This is a genomic window from Sphingopyxis sp. H050 (assembly GCF_001468265.1).
Taxonomy (GTDB): domain Bacteria; phylum Pseudomonadota; class Alphaproteobacteria; order Sphingomonadales; family Sphingomonadaceae; genus Sphingopyxis.
This window is the reverse complement of record NZ_LNRZ01000006.1, coordinates 306070-322046: the sequence shown is the minus strand read 5'-3', so window position 1 is coordinate 322046 and position 15977 is coordinate 306070. Positions and strand designations below refer to the sequence as shown.

The following is a 15977-nucleotide window of genomic DNA, read 5'->3' as shown; positions in this document are numbered from 1 at the left end:
GGGAAACCGAGACCATGAAGACGATCAAGGGACCCGCGATCTTCCTCGCCCAGTTCGCCGGCGACGCCGCACCCTATAATAGCCTTCCTGCCATCGCCGATTGGGTGGCGGATCTCGGCTACAAGGGAATCCAGATACCGAGCTGGGACGCGCGGCTATTCGATCTCCAGACGGCGGCCGAGAGCCAGACATATTGCGACGAGATCACCGGCATGCTCGCGGAGCGCGGCCTCGCAATCAGCGAGCTATCGACCCATCTGCAGGGCCAGCTGGTCGCGGTTCATCCCGCGTTCGATGCGCAATTCGATGCCTTCGCGCCCGCCGAAGTCCACGGCAAGCCTGCCGAGCGTCAAGCCTGGGCGGTCGAGCAGCTCCGCCTCGCCGCAAAGGCGAGCCGCAATCTCGGCCTCGACGCGCACGCCAGTTTCTCCGGCGCCTTTGCCTGGCCCTATTTCTACCCATGGCCGCAACGCCCCGCGGGGCTTGTGGAAGATGCGTTCGACGAGCTTGCCCGCCGCTGGCGCCCGATCCTCGATGCCTTCGACGAGCAAGGTGTCGATATCGGTTATGAAATTCACCCGGGCGAGGACCTCCACGACGGGGTCACCTTCGAAATGTTCCTTGAGCGTGTCGGCAATCATCCCCGCGCCAACATTCTCTACGACCCAAGCCATTTCGTACTGCAGCAGCTCGACTATCTCGCCTTCATCGACATCTACCACGAGCGCATCAAATGCTTCCACGTCAAGGATGCCGAATTCCGTCCGAATGGCCGGTCCGGCGTCTATGGCGGTTACCAGTCATGGATTGATCGTCCGGGCCGCTTCCGCTCGCTCGGTGACGGACAGGTCGATTTTCCGGCAATTTTCTCGAAAATGGCAGCCAATGATTATGCCGGCTGGGCCGTGCTCGAATGGGAGTGCGCGATCAAGCACCCCGAGCAGGGCGCGGCCGAGGGAGCTCCATTCATCGACCGGCATATCATCCGGGTAACCGAACACGCCTTCGACGATTTCGCTGGCGGTGGGAACGACCGCGCCCTCAATCGTCGCCTGATGGGGATCGGCTGACTTCGGTGCCGAAACCGATAGGCCGCGCTGCGCAATGACTACCGCCGCTCCCGCAGTTGCAGGTGGACCGTTTGATGGGTTCGCCATGCGTCCCCGGCAAATCCTGGTTGTCTTCCTTTGCTTCCTGCTGACCGCGGTCGATGGTTTCGACGTCCTGTCGATTGGGTTCGCCGGCCCTGGAATTTCGTCGGAGTGGAAGCTCGGTTCCGCGGCACTCGGAACGGTTCTTGCTGCGGAACTCTTCGGCATCGCTGCGGGGTCGATCCTTCTCGGGCGCCTCGCCGACCGGATCGGGCGCCGGCCGATAGCGCTCGGGGCGCTCGCGCTCATGACGATCACAATGGCCGCGGTGGCTTTCGTCCCGGACGTGACGTGGCTGGCCCTGTCGCGCGTGGCAACCGGCTTCGGTATCGGCGGCGTCCTCGTTACGACCAACGCGCTTGCGGCCGAATTCGTCCCGGCGAAGTGGCGCGGCAGCGCGATTGCCGTCATCGCTCTGGGTTTCCCGGCCGGATCGATCGGTGGCGGGTTAATCGCTTCGCAGCTCATCGAGAACGGCGGCTGGCGCGACATCTTTCACTTCGGAGCCGCGTTCACGGCGGCAATGCTCTTGGCCAGTCTCCTGCTGCTCGAGGAGTCCGCAGACTGGCTTCTGCGGAAGGGGACGCAGCGAGGGCGCGATCGCGCCGCCACCATCCTGCGCCGCTGCGGGCACGATCCCGCGCAATTTACGACCCTGATCGCACCGTCTGCTCCCGCGCGGACGGGCTGGCGCGATCTGTTCGTCCGTGGCGCGGCGTCAGTTACGTTGCTCACCACCCTGGCGCTCTTTTTCCACTTCGCCACATCCTTCTTCCTTTTGAAATGGATCCCCAAGATCGTGGTCGATCTCGGTTTCCCCGCGTCGAAGGCTGCGATTGTCCTCGTTTCCGCGAGCTTCGGTGGATTGATCGGGAGTCTCATTCTATTCGTCGCAACAACCCGTCTGCCCGCGCGCCCTCTCGCCTTCGCCGCGCTAGTCCTTGCGATCGGCGGAGTAGCCTGCTTCGGCTCGGTTCCGGCCAATCTCGTCATTCTTTGTTGCGTCGCCGGCGCCGCCAACATGGGCGCGAACGCGGCGACGATTGCGCTCTTTGCCATTGCGGTCGAAGCCTACCCCCCGCAAATCCGGGGAGCGGGACTAGGCTTTTCGATGGGCTTTGGTCGGATCGGGGCAGCCTTGGGACCCGTCGCCGGTGGCTTTCTTCTTTCGCTGGCGCTGCCGTTTTCGGTTGTCGCCATCATAATTGCCGGTGGATCAGGACTTGCTGCTTGGGCGCTGGCTGCACAAGGCGCGGCAGTCAGACGACGCAGAGGATGATCCTGCGACGGATCAGATCTGACGGATAACCAACGCTGCGCCAAGTAACGCCATCAGCCAATAGACTGCAGTGTAAAAACTCCCGCTGGCGAGCCGCCGAACATATCTGAGCGTGAGAAAGGTCACGATCAGTGCGAGCGGAATAAGGAGCGCCGCAGTCTCGAGAACCGGCCGGGTCAGAGCCCCCATGGACAGATATGCGGGTACTTTCAGCCAATTTATAACGGCGAACAGGACGGCGTTGGTCCCGACATAGACGTTGTGCGGCAGCTTGCGTGGAGTGACCCACATCTGGAAGGGTGGTGCCCCGGCATGTGCGACCTGGCTGGTCAGGCCGGTCCCGAAGCCGAACAATGCACCGACCCACCCAGGCGAAGTCGATGGAGCGGCGACCTTATGGCCACTGTCGACCCAGAGCCGGTACAAGGCGAACACGAATGTCACCGCTCCAAGAGCGACGGTGAAAATCCGTTCGTCGACGCGCGAGGCGAAGAGCCAGCCGACCGCGATCCCGGCAATGGCGCCCGGCAACATCCAGGCAATAATCCAGCGGTCCCACTCCCGCCGGAACGACCAGACGCTCAATATGTCCTGACTGATCAGTACAGGGAGAATGATCCCGACCGCGATCATCGGGGGGAAGGCGAGCGCCATGATGGGCGTCGCAAGCGCACCCAGACCCGCGAAGCCGCCCTTGGAAACCCCGATGACGAGCACGACGGCAATGCACGCCGCCAACTTCCAAGGGTCATCGAGATACATATCGGCCGTCCTTTTTCGGATCGGCCGCTAGGGAGAGCACGCCCCACTCGCAATCCAGCTAGGCGATTATAGTCATCACCCCGACTGATAGTGGTGTTCGACGCTGCGGTCCTGATCAGCTCGCCGATTGCGCCAACGCGGTCATGCTGTGCCGACGCGCATCGCTGTTCATTGCCGATGTCGCTTCAAGCACACGTTCCTTGAACCAGAGCATCGACTGGAGCGCATTGTTGCGGCGGTGCCAGACGAGGTGAAGCGTCGCTTCGTTGAGCCTGATTGGCAAGGGCTGAAAGCTAAGCCAGTTCTGGCGGAAGGCGTCGGCGACCAGACGCATGGGAAGCACCGCGAGCAAATCGGACTCACGGAGCATCGTCGTCGCGACGAGGAACTGGTTGACGGTCAGCATGACGGGACGCGACAATCCGCGCTCCTGGAGAACATGGTCGATCGGCGCGCCGAACTCCGGCGCGCCCGAGAGATTGACCGAAAGCTGGGGGAGCGAGCAGAGATCTTCGAGGCTGATCGGCTTGGCGAGACGTGGATGGCCTCTGCGGCCCGCTACGACATAGTCCTCGGACCATAGCGCTGTTGCTTCGAGAACGGTCATGCGGGGCGGTTCGATGCTGATCGCGAAGTCCACGTCGCCCCGGACAAGCCGTTCGGCCGTCAACTCGGGTGCGTGGGGTACAAAGGACAGGCTGACATGCGGCGCCACGAGATGAATGCAGCCATAGAGATAGGGAGTCAGCAGGGCAGCTGACAGGTCGACCATCGACATGCGATACTCAATCCGGGCCGACGCCGGGTCGAACGCTCCCGGCTTCACCGATCGCTGGAGCTGCGCCACCGCGGCATGAATCTCGGGCCAGATGTCGAGTGCGCGCTTCGTAGGTTCGACCCCGCGCGCCGCCTTCACAAAGAGCATGTCGTCGAAAAGCCGCCTCAGCCGGTTGAGTGCGTTGCTGACCGCTGATTGCGTAAGCCCCAGCCGCTCCGACGCGCGCGTGACGTGTCGTTCGACCATGACCATGTCGAAGATCGCGAGCAGGTTGAGGTCGAGTTTGCCGACTGGAACATCATAGCTCGCGTCGGTTCTACGGGTGTCCCTCACCATATTCGATCCCCTCTGCCGACGACTCGTTTCGGGCCGCCCATTATCACGTTGGGTGATGACAGTAATATCGGTCGGTGCGTTGTTCAATGATTAGTCGCCGCATACCAGCGTCTCAAGATCAATCGACCATCGGGAGCAGGATAGTGGTCACTAGCGTTGACGTGGCGATAGTCGGGTTCGGCCCGGCAGGGGAAGTTTTGGCTTCGACGCTCGGTGAAGCCGGGTTCAAGGTGCTGGTGGTCGAACGCTGGCCGCAACCCTATCCCTTGCCCCGCCTGACCACTCTCGACGGCGAGTGCTGCCGCGTCGTGCAGGCGACCAGCGCCGACGTCGACAAGGGGTTTTCCGAAAGCTGCGTTCAGGACGCGGTCAATTTTACCGACGCCGAGGGCGTGCCGATCATGCGCGTGCTCTACCCCGGCGAGATCGGCGGCTGGCCGGCGCGCCTCTCGATTTTCCAGCCCGATTTCGAGGCTGGAATCGCCGAAAAGGTCGAGACGATGCCGAGCGTCGAGGTTCGCCGCGGCTGGGAGGCGCAGGAGATCGTCCAGGACGAGACCGGCGTGGCTCTGAAAATCGCCCGCTACGACGATGCGAAGATGGAAGCGACCGACGAAGTCGAAACGGTTCGGGCAAAGTATCTTGTCGGGACCGACGGCGCGCGCAGCTTCGTTCGTCAGAAGCTCGACCTGCCGGTCAAGGATTTCAATCTTCATGAGCGCTGGCTCAATTTCGACGCAGAACTGAAGCGTCCGCTTCCCGAGCATTTCAACAAGCTCGTCATCTTCATGGATCCGAAGCGGCCGCACATGTACATGCCGATCGGCCAGCGCTACCTGCGCCTCGAATTCCGTGTCATGGAAGACGAAACCGACGAGCAGGTTACCGTTCCCGAGGTCGCCTGGGACTTCCTGACCCGTCAGCATGGGCTCGGACCCGACGATGTGCGCATCATGCGCCAGATCGTATATCACTATCATTCCCGTATCGCAGAGAAGTGGAGCGACGGGCGTGTCTTCATCGCCGGTGATGCCGCGCACACCATGCCTCCCTATATGGGGCAGGGTGGCTGCGCCGCGATCCGTGACGGCCGCAACCTTGGCTGGAAGCTCGTCGAAGTCCTGTCGGGGCGCAGTCCGGCAACGCTCCTCGACACCTATCAGGTGGAGCGTCAGCCGCACGTCACGACGATCGTCATGGGCTCGGACATGCTCTCGCGTGTCGTCAATATCGTCGATCCGGTTGCCGCCGAGAATCGCAACATGGGCATGCGCAAGGACGGTGATCGCCGACCGCCCGACCTTCCGAGCTTGACGGCCGGCATTCTCTATCGCGGTGCCGGTGACGAAGTTGCCCTTCCGGCGGGCCTTGCCACGCCGCAGGGAACGCTTCGGCGCGGGGCCCGCTGGAGCCGCGGCGACGAAATCCTCGGCACGTGGTTCCAGATCTGGAGCCGCCGCGATCTCTCGGATGTGCTCGATGACGGGTCGCGAACCTGGCTTGAGGCCAACAATGTCGGCATCGCCGTGTTCGACGACGAGAATTCGGCCCACTACGCACAGGACTGTGACGGCACCTATGGTGCGTTCCTGGATAAGCACGGCGTCGATGTTGTCGTGGTCCGGCCCGACTTCTTCGCATTCGGCGGCGTTGCTCACGCCGACATCAACACGCTCATCGCGGACCTTGCGCGGCAACTCGGCGCTGGCGCCGGTGGCCAGTCGAGCCCCGCCGCGGGCGCTCAGGAGCTTGCACAATGACGTTCAATGTAGGCGGCCTCAAGGCCGAACAGCCCTTCATCATCTCGCGTCTGGGACATTTTGGCTACCACACGCCGGACCTTGCCGGCACCATCCGGTTTCTCACCGAAGATCTGGGTCTCCAGCTCAGCGATGTCGACGACTTCACGACGCGCGTGCCCGAACTTCCGAAGGACCATGCGACCGGATATTTCGTCCGCTGCGCGCACGACCACCACACCCTCGTGATCGGCAGCCAGATGCTCGTCGACACCCGCGAGCCCGCGCGCAAAGGCGCGCTGGTCAATCAGCTCTCCTGGCAGGTTGGCAGCCTCAAGCAGGTGGTCGACGGGGTCGACTTCCTCGACAAGAATGCGCGCCTTCGCCGCATCGGCCGTGACGCGCCCGGGTCGAACTGGCACGCCTATGCCTATTGCCCCGACGGCTATGTCAACGAGATCTTCTACGGGATGGAGCAGATCGGCTGGGACGGCCGGAGCAAGCCATCGTCGATGTACGACCGAGCTTTCCACGACCTGCCGCCGCTTCCGCAGATTTCCGAATATCAGGAAGTCGAGGATGCGAAAGCGCGGGGCGATGATCTCGATGGCTATCGCTATGACGAAGAGCGGCCGGCGACCTATGACGTCGAGGGTGTCAATCTTCCGCAGCCCTTCAAACTGACCCGGTTGGCGCGTGTCTGCCTGTTCGTCGAAGACCCCGAAGCGAGCCTGCCCTTCTATGTCGACACGCTCGGCCTGACGGTCACCGAACGCCGCGAGGTGGCAGGCGCCCCGTCCATCTTCTTGCGCGCGGGTGACGAGCATCATTCGCTTGCCTTGCTTCCAGCCAGCCTCAAGGGAGACTTCGGCATCGGCGCCGCGTGCAGCTTCGCAGTTGCGTCCTTCCAGCAACTTCGCGATGCGTATGACTATCTCTCGGCTCGCGGCGTGGAAATGCCGGCGCTTCCGGAAGAAATGTCTCCCGGCATTTCCTACGGCTTCTGGGTTAAAGGACCCGAGAATGTCGCGATCCAGATCGTCTATGGTGCGGAGACCTATGATGCCGGCGCGTCGCTTCCGGCAGCCATGGATGCGCTTCCGGAGACGATCGTTCACGGTGGCCGCCGCTGGCACGACCCGGCCTTCCTGGGACCGCTCGGCTGATGCCCTATATCGACGTCCCCGACGCGCGCCTGCGCTATGATGTCAGCGGCGATGGGCCCCTGCTCGTGTTCGTTCACGGTGCCGGTGCCAATTCGACCGTCTTCTTCCAGCAGGTGGCGCATTTCTCGAAGAGCTACCGGGTACTGTGCATGGACATGCGCGGCTTCGGCGGTTCGGCGTGCAATGCCGACACCTTCCATCAGCGCTTCTTCCCCGACGACCTCGCGCGCATCCTCGACGTCGAGGCGACTGAGCCGGTGGCGGCGGTCTGCCAGTCGATGGGCGCCTGGGCCGGCTTACCGCTCGCGGTTCGCGAACCCGAGCGCTTCCGCGCGCTTGTTCTCTCGGGATCTCCGACGCCTGCATATGGTCCGCATCATGCTGCGCTGACCAATGTGTCGAACACGTTCAAGCGCGCCGGCGCCGGCGAGAAGGTGGACCCGACGCAACTCGGATTCTCGGAACGCTTCGTCCGTGAACGGTCCGACCTGATCGCGCTTTACCAGATGCTCGCGCGGCAGAACCAGAAGGTCGATACCTCGCACATCACCGATCCCGAGCTTCGGCTGCTCCCCGAGCATTTCGAAGGCTATGCGGTACCGACGCTCGTGATGGGCGGCTTGCAAAACAAGTTGCTCGGCGGAGAGACCCACAAGATCGCGGCGAGCTTCATTCCCGGCTCGGAAGTTTACACCTTCGAGGACAGCGGACACTCGTCCTACTTCGAGGAACCCGATCACTACAACCGTGTCGTCGAGCAGTTCCTGCGCAAGCACGGTCACCTCCCAGCCAACACCGAGGAGAATTCCGCATGCTGACCAAGCGTTCGCTGAGCCTCGCCGACGCGCAGTTCCTTGCCGACGAAGTCTGCAAGGCGAGCGCCGTCGTCGGAAAATTTCCGGTGTCGGTTGCCGTCGTCGATGCCTCGACCTTCCTGCAGTCCCTTGCCAGGATGGACGGAGCGCCCCTCTTCAGCGCCGAAGGTGCGTATGACAAGGCGCGCAGCGCGGCCGAAGGGGGGCATCCGACGACCTTTTTCGAAGAGCCGCTGAATGCCGGCCGCTACTCGGTCCTCAAACTCCCACACACGCCCATCGAAGGTGGCATTCCCGTCATCGTCGATGGCCAGTGTGTCGGTGCGGTCGGCGTCGGGGGGGCGCCGCCGCACCTTGACGCGCAGTTCGCCCAGACCGCGATCGACGCCTTTCTCGCGCGGGAGGCCGGTCAATGAAACTCGTCTCCTATCTGAAAACCGGTACGCCGAGCTGGGGCGCCGTCGACGGCGAGGGCCGGATCGCCGACCTGTCGCATGTGGCTCCGAGCCTCCGTGCGGCACTGGCGGCGGGGGCAATTCCGGTTGAGGCTCCGTCCGCTTCGGACGGTCCACGCGTCGAAGACGTCGAACTGCTGCCGGTCGTTCCGGACCCCGAGAAAATCCTGTGCGTCGGGATCGCCTACCATGCGCATCGCATCGAGACCGGGCGAGACGAAAGCGCCGCACCGATCATTTTTCCCCGCTTTTCCAACAGTCAGGTGGCGCACGGCCAACCGTTGCTGCGGCCGATTGAATCCGAGCAGCTCGACTTCGAGGGCGAGATCGCCGTCGTGATCGGCAAGGGCGGTCGCCGGATCAGCGTTGAGGACGCCTGGGATCACGTCGCGGGCTATGCGCCCTATTGCGACGCAACGATCCGCGACTGGCAGCACAAGACCGGCCAGTGGACGCCGGGCAAGAATTTCGCCGGGACCGGCGGTTTCGGGCCGTGGCTCGTCACGCGCGACGAAATTCCCGACGGTGAGGCACTGAGCCTCGTCACGCGCCTCAACGGTGAGGAGATGCAGCGCACGACGACGGATCTCCTGATCTTCAGCATCCCCGAGATCATCTCCTTCTGCTCCACCTTCACTCGCCTCGAACCGGGCGACGTCATCGCCACCGGCACACCCGGCGGCGTTGGCGGCAAGCGCAATCCGCCGGTGTGGATGAAGCCGGGCGATATTCTGGAGGTCGAGGTCGGCAGCGTCGGCACGCTTCGTCACACGATCGAGGACGACAAGGCATGAGCGAGACTGACGGCATCGTCGAGACGGTGAACCTGGCTGCCGAAGAAGGGCGGATGGGCTTCTACGATCGGGCCAAGGCGGAGCATCTCGCACCGCTTTGGCGTGTGCTGCACGGTCTCGTGACCGCGGAGCCGAAGGTGACGGCACTGCCGGCCCACTTCGGCTATTCGCGCATTCGCCCTTACCTGATGGAAGCGTGCGAGCTCATCGGCACCGAAGAGGCCGAGCGCCGCGTTCTCGTCCTCGAAAATCCCGGTCTCGCCGGCCAGTCGAAGATCACGCCCAGCCTCTTCTGCGGTCTCCAGATCATTCTTCCGGGCGAAATCGCTCCTGCCCACAAGCATGTAGCCTCGGCACTGCGGTTCATCGTCGAAGGATCGGGAGCCTATTCGGCGATCGCCGGCGAGAAGACGATGATGGAAGTCGGCGACTTCGTGATCACCCCGAGCATGACCTGGCATGATCATGGCAATGAGTCCGATGCTCCAATGGTGTGGATCGACGGACTCGACATGCACATGGTCAACCTGTTCAGCGCCTCGTTCCGCGAGAATTATCCGGGCGCGGTGCATCCGACGCTCAAGCCCGAGGGCGCGACCATGGCCGAGGTCGGCTATAATATGGTACCGGACGGCTTCCGCCATGAATCGCAGACGTCGCCGATTTTCAACTATCCCTACAGCCGGACGCGCGATGCGCTCGACCGCATGGCGCGATTCCGTGAAGCCGACGTCTGTCATGGCTTCAAGCTGAACTACATCAACCCGCTCACGGGCGCGTCGGCGATGCCGACTATTTCGACCGCGATGCGCCTGATCCCGGCAGGGATGGTGACCGAGTCCTATCGCTCCACTGCGGCGACAGTATTCAACCTCGTCGAAGGCCGCGGGCGTGTCCGCGTCGGCGATGAAACCTACACGCTCGAAGCGAAAGACATATTCGTCGTTCCGAGCTGGTTCCCTGTCGTCTTCGAGAGCGACGCGGACATGGTCCTGTTCAGCTATTCTGACCAGGTCGTTCAAGAGAAACTCGACTTTTTCCGGGAGATGCGCGGCAATGCCTGATTTTCTGTTCGAACCCCAGGTCGTCAGCGTTCCCGTCGTCGGAAGTGACGTCCAGTTCCCGGTGCGCCGCATCTACTGCGTGGGGCGCAACTATCTCGAACATATCCGCGAGATGGGCCAGGACGAGCGTCAGCCGCCCTTCTTTTTTCAGAAGCCCACCGACGCGATCGTCCTAAATGGGGCAACCGTCGATTATCCCGTGGCGACCGAGGATTTCCAGTTCGAGATTGAGCTGGTTCTGGCAATCAGCAAGGGCGGAACCGATATCGAGGTCGCCGACGCAGTGGACCATGTGTTCGGAACTGCCGTCGGTATCGATTTTACCCGCCGCGACTTGCAGTTGAAGGCCCGCGATACGGGACGTCCATGGGAGCCGGGCAAGTCGTTCGACGAGTCCGCCCCGATCGGCCCGATCGTGCCGCTGGGTGCCGGGTTGCCTGAGAAGGGGCCGATCTCGCTCGAGGTCAACGGACATGTCCGTCAGACGGGCGACCTCGAACAGCTCATCTGGAATTGCGCCGAGATCGTGTCGCAGCTCTCGCGCCAGTACCGGCTCGAACCGGGGGATCTCATCTACACGGGGACGCCGGCGGGCGTCGGTGCCGTGGTGAGCGGCGATCACATTCTCGGCAAGGTGGAGGGCCATCCCGAACTGCGCATTGCAGTCGGCTGATCAAAGCCGGGGACCCGGCGAAACAAGGGAGCGGGTATGCGCAGCTATCGGAGAATAGCGACCGAAGAGGCCTTCACGACGCAGTCGATCATCGACGAAACCGACAAGCTCATCGCTGCCGGCGATATTGAGCCTGGCTTCGCGAAGATCGCAGGGTCGATCCTTGGCGACAGTCCGGGTGCCCGCGATGTGAAGCGGCGCCTCCTTGACCTTGGCGAGGGCCGCATCGCGCAGATGGATGCCGACGGCATCGACTTCGCACTCATATCGATCAATTCCCCTGCCGTGCAGGTCTTCGAGGCGAGCCGCGCAGTCGGCCTAGCAACCGAAGCCAATGATATCCTGGCTGAGGCCATAAAGGGGAGGCCTGACCGCTTCGCTGGCCTCGCGGCGGTCGCTCCGCAAGATCCTGCGGCTGCGGCTCGCGAGCTTGAGCGCGCGAAGGGCATGGGCCTCAAGGGCTTCCTCATTAACTCCAGCACGGCTGGCGAGTATCTCGACCTGCCGAAGTTCGCGCCGATCTTCGAGGCCGCCGAGGCGCTGAACATGCCGCTCTATCTACATCCGCGCGAACCGGGTCCCACGATGGTGACGCCCTTCCTCGACTACGGTCTCTATTTTGCGGGCTGGGGGTTCGCGGCCGAATGCGGTCTGTCGGCCATGCGCCTGATCATGTCGGGTTTGTTCGACCGCTATCCGGGTGTGCGCGTCGCGCTCGGTCACATGGGCGAAGGTATCCCATTCTGGTTGCAGCGGATCGACAATCGCTACGGCCTGCAAGTCAAGATCGGCGCTGTCGATCCACTGGCAAAAGCGCCGAGTGCCTATTTTCTCGACAATTTTCAGATCACTACCAGCGGCGTCATGACCGACGCGGCGCTGCGCCTGGCGATCGATGTCCTCGGAGTCGACCGGATCCAGTTCGCCGGCGACTATCCCTTCGAGGATGTGAAGGCGGGGGTCGATTTTCTCGAGGGAACTCCGATTTCGGCCGAACACCGAAGCGCCATATTCGAAACCAATGCCGTCGCCTTTTGGGATCTTCCGGCCACCGGGCCGATCATCGGAGCCGGGCAGTGAGCATAGCGGCCGAGCGCTATTCTCGGATCGCGATCTGGATGCACTGGCTCGTCGCGCTGGGGATCCTCGCCAATCTCTTCATTGGCTTCACGATGGATAGCCTGTTCCCGCGGTCGCGTGGGACGGTGATCTTTGTTCACGCCTCGATCGGGATGACTGTTCTCGCGCTGGTCGCGCTGCGCATATTCTGGCGCGTCACCCATGCGCCGCCGCCCTTCCCCGAGACGGTTCCTGGTTGGGAGCGCCATGGAGCGCATCTAGGGCATTTCTTCCTCTACGCGATGATGCTCCTGTTGCCGGTCAGCGGCTGGGCGATCCTGTCGACCAGCCCGCCTGCCGGCTCGCAAGGAGCCGCTGCCGCCAAGTCGCTCGGTGTCGACGCGCACCCGAACGATGGCATTTCGGTCTGGGGTCTGTTCAAGGCTCCGGTGATCGAGCCGATCAACGCTCTCGGGGCCAAGCCCGAGGGCGTCCGCCCACAGGCCGAGTTGCACGGTAAGCTCGAAGAACTGCACGAGGCCGGATCCTGGATCATGCTGCTGCTTGTCGCGCTACACCTCGGCGCGGCGCTCAAACACCAGTTCGCCGACAAATGGAATATTTTTGCCCGGATGGGGATCGGGGGCAATCGCTCTCCGCTCGCCGCCGCTGACGAGGAACAGATCTGACCATGAAATTCATCGGAATCGATGTCGACGGCCGGACCGTCATCGCCGTCGTCAAGGGCGACCGGGTTGCCCCCGTCGCGGACGCTGAACGCTTCTACAGCGATCCGGCCCACTGGGCGGAGGTCGCAGAAAGCCTGGAGGCAACGCAGGATCGGGCGTCGGTCCGGGAAGTCCCAGCCGCGTGGGCGGGTGCCCGCGTGCTCTGCGTGGGCCTCAACTATAAGGCGCATGCCGCGGAGGGCGGTTTCACGCCGCCCGAGTATCCCGCCATTTTCGGACGCTGGACACGCTCGCTCATCTGTTCGGGTGACAGCGTACCGGCGCTCGACGACCGGCTCGACTGGGAAGGTGAACTGGTCGCTATCGTCGGGACGCGGCTCGCCGATGCGAGCCCGGCAGAAGCACTCGAGGGCGTCTTCGGTTACGCCGCCTTCAACGACATCTCGGCGCGCACGTTCCAGCGGCACACCCATCAGTGGACCCCGGGCAAGAATATGGATCGCTCGGGCGCGATGAGCGACGTCGTGACCGCCGACGAAGTGGGGGATCCGGGGCGCGGGCTGAAGCTCGAAACCCGGCTCAACGGAGACGTCATGCAGTCAGCCACGACGGCCGACATGATCTTCGGCGTTGGCGAAATCCTCTCCTACCTCAGCCGGATCATGACGCTTTATCCGGGGGACATCGTGGTCACCGGCACGCCCGAAGGCGTGGGCTATGCACGCAATCCTCCCATTCTCATGAAGCCGGGCGACGAGATTGAGGTGACCATCGAAGGCGTAGGTTCCGTCCGCAACCCGATCGTTCCGGCATCGGAAAGGGCGGGCTGATGGTGGGTGTAACTGCCGACGGCATCACCGAGGCCTTCGCACGCGTCGCCGAGAATGCGCCGAATGCGCGCGCGCGCGAGCTCTTTGTATCGCTTGCCGGACACCTTCATGCGTGGCTCAAGGAGACGAAGCCCACGCATGACGAGTGGCGGGCCGGTATCGAGGCTCTGACCCGCGCCGCCGAACTCACCAATGGCGGACGCAACGAGTTCGTTCTCTTTTCCGATCTTTTCGGCATCACCTCGCTCGTCGACCTTCTGAACACTCCGGAAGGGGCAAGCTCCTCATCGCCGCTCGGGCCCTTTCATCAGCGCGGCGCTCCGCCGCTCGCGAATGGCGGAGATATGTGGAAGGGGCAGCAAGGCGAGGTACTGGTGATCGAGGGCCGCGTTGTCGATGCGGCCAGCGGCGAGGGCGTGTCGGGCGCGATCCTCGATCTGTGGCAGAATGCCGGAAACGGTCTTTACTCGGTGCAGGACCCCGAGCAGCCGGATGGAAATTATCATGGTCTGCTCACCTGCGCCGAAGATGGCAGCTTCTGCCTGACCACGACGCTCTTCCTTCCTTATACTGTGCCTTACGATGGCCCGGGCGGCGACATGCTGCGCGCCCTCGGCCGCGACGCCTGGCGCGCGGCGCACCTTCATGTGATCGCCGAAGCGCCGGGCTACCGCGCGCTCGTCACAGAGCTGTTTGTCGAAGGCGACGAGTGGCTGGAGAAGGATGCCGTGTTCGGGGTGAGGCCTGACCTGGTGCTTCCGGTCGAGCAGTGCCGGAAGGGCGATGCGGTTGCGGACGCGCTCGAAGCGAAGGATAGTCTGCCGGAGACCTTCCTGCGGATCCGGCCGACGATCCGCATGGCAACCGGAGGGAATTGATGGCAGGCAACGCAAACCTCGTAACCCATGTGCTCGTTGCGGCGGATTGCGCCGGCGGCAAACCGTTCCTCGTCGAACCGGACGGCACCGCCATTTCCTTTGCCGATCTCGATACGTTGACCGGACGTTATGCCGCCCGGCTCGCGGCGCTTGGCGGCGAGGTTGGCGATCGCATCGTGGTCCAGGTCGACAAATCGCCCGAGGCGGTACTGCTCTACCTCGCCGCGCTTCGCCTCGGCATGGTCTTCGTTCCGCTTAATACCGCCTACACCAGTGCGGAACTCGACTATTTCATCGGCGATGCCGAACCCGCGATCGTGGTTTGCCGCCCGGGTGACGAGACCGAGATCGGAGGTCGAACCGGCGCCCGGGTGGTTTCACTCGGCGAGCGCGGCGACGGGAGCCTGCTCGAACACCTCCCGGAAGGAGGCGTACCGGTCGTCGCGCGCGAGCCAAGCGATCTCGCCTGCATCCTGTACACCTCGGGGACGACGGGGCGCTCGAAAGGAGCCATGCTCACCCACGCCAACCTCCTCAGCAATGCACGCACGCTTCTGGCAGCCTGGCGATGGACGGCCGACGACGTGCTCATCCACATCCTGCCGATTTTTCACGTCCACGGGCTTTTCGTTGCCTTGCACTGCGCGTTGCTCGCGCCCGCGACGATCCGCTTTCACCGCGGTTTCGACCCGGCTGCAGTCGTCGCCGACTTTGCCCGCTCGACCGTCCTCATGGGCGTGCCGACCCACTATGTGAGGCTCCTTTCGGGCGCCCTGCTCTCGCGCGAGGCCTGTGCGCCGATGCGCCTCTTCATTTCCGGTTCCGCGCCGCTCCTCGCCGAAACGCATCGCGCGTTCACGGAGGTTTCGGGCCAGGCGATCCTCGAGCGCTACGGTATGACCGAAACCGGGATGATCACCTCCAATCCCTATGATGGCGAGCGTGTGCCCGGCACTGTCGGTTACGCACTTTCCGACATATCGGTGCGGATCTGTGCCGAAGGCGGCGCGCGCGTCGATCCGGGTGAGCCCGGAGTCCTCGAAGTGCGCGGCCCGAATGTATTTGCCGGCTATTGGCGTAACCCTGAAAAGACCGCCGAGGAGTTTCGGGCCGACGGATTTTTCATCACCGGCGACATCGCCACCGCTTCGCCGGACGGCCGTGTCACGCTGGTCGGTCGCGCCAAGGATTTGATCATTTCCGGTGGACTCAACATCTATCCCAAGGAGATCGAGGAAGCGATCGACGAGCTGGAGGGCGTGACGGAGTCCGCGGTGATCGGCGTTCCGCATCCCGATTTCGGTGAGGCGGTGGTTGCTGTGGTCGTGGGTAGTGCCGGCGCCGACCGAATCGCCGCCGGGCTTGATGGCAAGCTTGCGCGCTTCAAGCAGCCTAAGCGGATCGTCCTCGTCGATGATCTGCCGCGAAACACGATGGGGAAGGTCCAGAAGGCGCGTCTCCGCGAGCTCTATGCCGACAGCTTTCCTGTCGCCGCGGGTTGAGGAGAGC

General features: G+C 63.3%; 16 protein-coding genes. 14 read left to right on the top strand and 2 right to left on the bottom strand.

Features of this window, described 5'->3' with window-relative positions; translation table 11 throughout:
- Nucleotides 1-14 precede the first annotated feature (14 nt).
- Both ATE67_RS14520 and ATE67_RS14515 read left to right on the top strand, forming a co-directional pair.
- Nucleotides 15-1070 (top strand): sugar phosphate isomerase/epimerase family protein, encoded by a 1056-nt coding sequence (locus ATE67_RS14520; protein WP_058817380.1) that lies wholly within the window; start codon nt 15-17, stop codon nt 1068-1070.
- 34 nt (nt 1071-1104) lie between these two features.
- Nucleotides 1105-2430, top strand: a complete 1326-nt coding sequence (locus ATE67_RS14515; protein WP_082660392.1) for an MFS transporter — start codon at nt 1105-1107, stop codon at nt 2428-2430.
- A gap of 12 nt (nt 2431-2442) precedes the next feature.
- On the opposite strand, the gene ATE67_RS14510 is transcribed toward ATE67_RS14515, so the two are convergent.
- The gene (locus tag ATE67_RS14510; RefSeq protein WP_058817378.1) at nt 2443-3192 is read right to left on the bottom strand and encodes a sulfite exporter TauE/SafE family protein; all 750 of its coding nucleotides are present in this window, start codon (nt 3190-3192) and stop codon (nt 2443-2445) included.
- A gap of 115 nt (nt 3193-3307) precedes the next feature.
- Nucleotides 3308-4306: a LysR family transcriptional regulator gene (locus ATE67_RS14505; RefSeq protein WP_058817377.1), complete on the bottom strand. Its 999-nt coding sequence runs from the start codon at nt 4304-4306 to the stop codon at nt 3308-3310.
- A 143-nt stretch (nt 4307-4449) separates the two neighbouring features.
- On the opposite strand from ATE67_RS14505, the gene ATE67_RS14500 reads away from it, so the two are divergent.
- The 12 genes from ATE67_RS14500 to ATE67_RS14445 all read left to right on the top strand — a co-directional run bounded on the left by ATE67_RS14500 (nt 4450) and on the right by ATE67_RS14445 (nt 15970).
- Nucleotides 4450-6066 (top strand): bifunctional 3-(3-hydroxy-phenyl)propionate/3-hydroxycinnamic acid hydroxylase, encoded by a 1617-nt coding sequence (locus tag ATE67_RS14500; protein ID WP_197411957.1) that lies wholly within the window; start codon nt 4450-4452, stop codon nt 6064-6066.
- Nucleotides 6063-7211 (top strand): VOC family protein, encoded by a 1149-nt coding sequence (locus ATE67_RS14495; RefSeq protein ID WP_058817375.1) that lies wholly within the window; start codon nt 6063-6065, stop codon nt 7209-7211. Before ATE67_RS14500 ends, ATE67_RS14495 begins: the two co-directional genes overlap by 4 nt.
- Complete coding sequence (locus ATE67_RS14490; RefSeq protein WP_058817374.1) at nt 7211-8029, top strand: alpha/beta fold hydrolase; 819 nt, start codon at nt 7211-7213, stop codon at nt 8027-8029. The genes ATE67_RS14495 and ATE67_RS14490 overlap by 1 nt, the downstream gene beginning before the upstream one ends.
- Entirely contained in the window at nt 8023-8442 is a 420-nt protein-coding gene (locus tag ATE67_RS14485; RefSeq protein WP_058817373.1) for a GlcG/HbpS family heme-binding protein, read from the top strand. The genes ATE67_RS14490 and ATE67_RS14485 overlap by 7 nt, the downstream gene beginning before the upstream one ends.
- Nucleotides 8439-9275 carry a fumarylacetoacetate hydrolase family protein gene (locus ATE67_RS14480; RefSeq protein WP_058817372.1) on the top strand — a complete coding sequence of 279 codons (837 nt, stop codon included), beginning with the start codon at nt 8439-8441 and terminating at the stop codon, nt 9273-9275. The genes ATE67_RS14485 and ATE67_RS14480 overlap by 4 nt, the downstream gene beginning before the upstream one ends.
- Nucleotides 9272-10339 carry a gentisate 1,2-dioxygenase gene (gene gtdA / locus ATE67_RS14475; RefSeq protein WP_082660390.1) on the top strand — a complete coding sequence of 356 codons (1068 nt, stop codon included), beginning with the start codon at nt 9272-9274 and terminating at the stop codon, nt 10337-10339. The genes ATE67_RS14480 and gtdA overlap by 4 nt, the downstream gene beginning before the upstream one ends.
- Nucleotides 10332-11012, top strand: a complete 681-nt coding sequence (locus tag ATE67_RS14470) for a fumarylacetoacetate hydrolase family protein (RefSeq protein WP_058817371.1) — start codon at nt 10332-10334, stop codon at nt 11010-11012. The genes gtdA and ATE67_RS14470 overlap by 8 nt, the downstream gene beginning before the upstream one ends.
- A 234-nt stretch (nt 11013-11246) precedes the next feature.
- On the top strand, nt 11247-12092 hold the full coding sequence (locus tag ATE67_RS14465; RefSeq protein WP_231728173.1) for an amidohydrolase family protein: 846 nt from the start codon (nt 11247-11249) through the stop codon (nt 12090-12092).
- Nucleotides 12089-12760, top strand: a complete 672-nt coding sequence (locus ATE67_RS14460) for a cytochrome b (RefSeq protein WP_058817369.1) — start codon at nt 12089-12091, stop codon at nt 12758-12760. The genes ATE67_RS14465 and ATE67_RS14460 overlap by 4 nt, the downstream gene beginning before the upstream one ends.
- A gap of 2 nt (nt 12761-12762) precedes the next feature.
- A complete protein-coding gene (locus tag ATE67_RS14455; RefSeq protein WP_058817368.1) occupies nt 12763-13590 on the top strand; it encodes a fumarylacetoacetate hydrolase family protein in 828 nt (275 codons plus the stop codon).
- Nucleotides 13590-14468 (top strand): dioxygenase family protein, encoded by an 879-nt coding sequence (locus ATE67_RS14450; protein WP_058817367.1) that lies wholly within the window; start codon nt 13590-13592, stop codon nt 14466-14468. The genes ATE67_RS14455 and ATE67_RS14450 overlap by 1 nt, the downstream gene beginning before the upstream one ends.
- Entirely contained in the window at nt 14468-15970 is a 1503-nt protein-coding gene (locus ATE67_RS14445) for an AMP-binding protein (RefSeq protein WP_082660389.1), read from the top strand. The genes ATE67_RS14450 and ATE67_RS14445 overlap by 1 nt, the downstream gene beginning before the upstream one ends.
- The last annotated feature ends 7 nt before the right edge of the window (nt 15971-15977 follow it).

Bases quoted from the DNA above. Each gene is read 5' to 3' on its own strand.
- ATE67_RS14520 (WP_058817380.1), top strand. From the start codon at position 15: ATGAAGACGATCAAGGGACCCGCGATCTTCCTCGCCCAGTTCGCCGGC.
- ATE67_RS14515 (WP_082660392.1), top strand. From the start codon at position 1,105: ATGACTACCGCCGCTCCCGCAGTTGCAGGTGGACCGTTTGATGGGTTC.
- ATE67_RS14510 (WP_058817378.1), bottom strand. From the start codon at position 3,192: ATGTATCTCGATGACCCTTGGAAGTTGGCGGCGTGCATTGCCGTCGTG.
- ATE67_RS14505 (WP_058817377.1), bottom strand. From the start codon at position 4,306: ATGGTGAGGGACACCCGTAGAACCGACGCGAGCTATGATGTTCCAGTC.
- ATE67_RS14495 (WP_058817375.1), top strand. From the start codon at position 6,063: ATGACGTTCAATGTAGGCGGCCTCAAGGCCGAACAGCCCTTCATCATC.
- ATE67_RS14490 (WP_058817374.1), top strand. From the start codon at position 7,211: ATGCCCTATATCGACGTCCCCGACGCGCGCCTGCGCTATGATGTCAGC.
- ATE67_RS14485 (WP_058817373.1), top strand. From the start codon at position 8,023: ATGCTGACCAAGCGTTCGCTGAGCCTCGCCGACGCGCAGTTCCTTGCC.
- ATE67_RS14480 (WP_058817372.1), top strand. From the start codon at position 8,439: ATGAAACTCGTCTCCTATCTGAAAACCGGTACGCCGAGCTGGGGCGCC.
- gtdA (WP_082660390.1), top strand. From the start codon at position 9,272: ATGAGCGAGACTGACGGCATCGTCGAGACGGTGAACCTGGCTGCCGAA.
- ATE67_RS14470 (WP_058817371.1), top strand. From the start codon at position 10,332: ATGCCTGATTTTCTGTTCGAACCCCAGGTCGTCAGCGTTCCCGTCGTC.
- ATE67_RS14465 (WP_231728173.1), top strand. From the start codon at position 11,247: ATGGATGCCGACGGCATCGACTTCGCACTCATATCGATCAATTCCCCT.
- ATE67_RS14455 (WP_058817368.1), top strand. From the start codon at position 12,763: ATGAAATTCATCGGAATCGATGTCGACGGCCGGACCGTCATCGCCGTC.
- ATE67_RS14450 (WP_058817367.1), top strand. From the start codon at position 13,590: ATGGTGGGTGTAACTGCCGACGGCATCACCGAGGCCTTCGCACGCGTC.
- ATE67_RS14445 (WP_082660389.1), top strand. From the start codon at position 14,468: ATGGCAGGCAACGCAAACCTCGTAACCCATGTGCTCGTTGCGGCGGAT.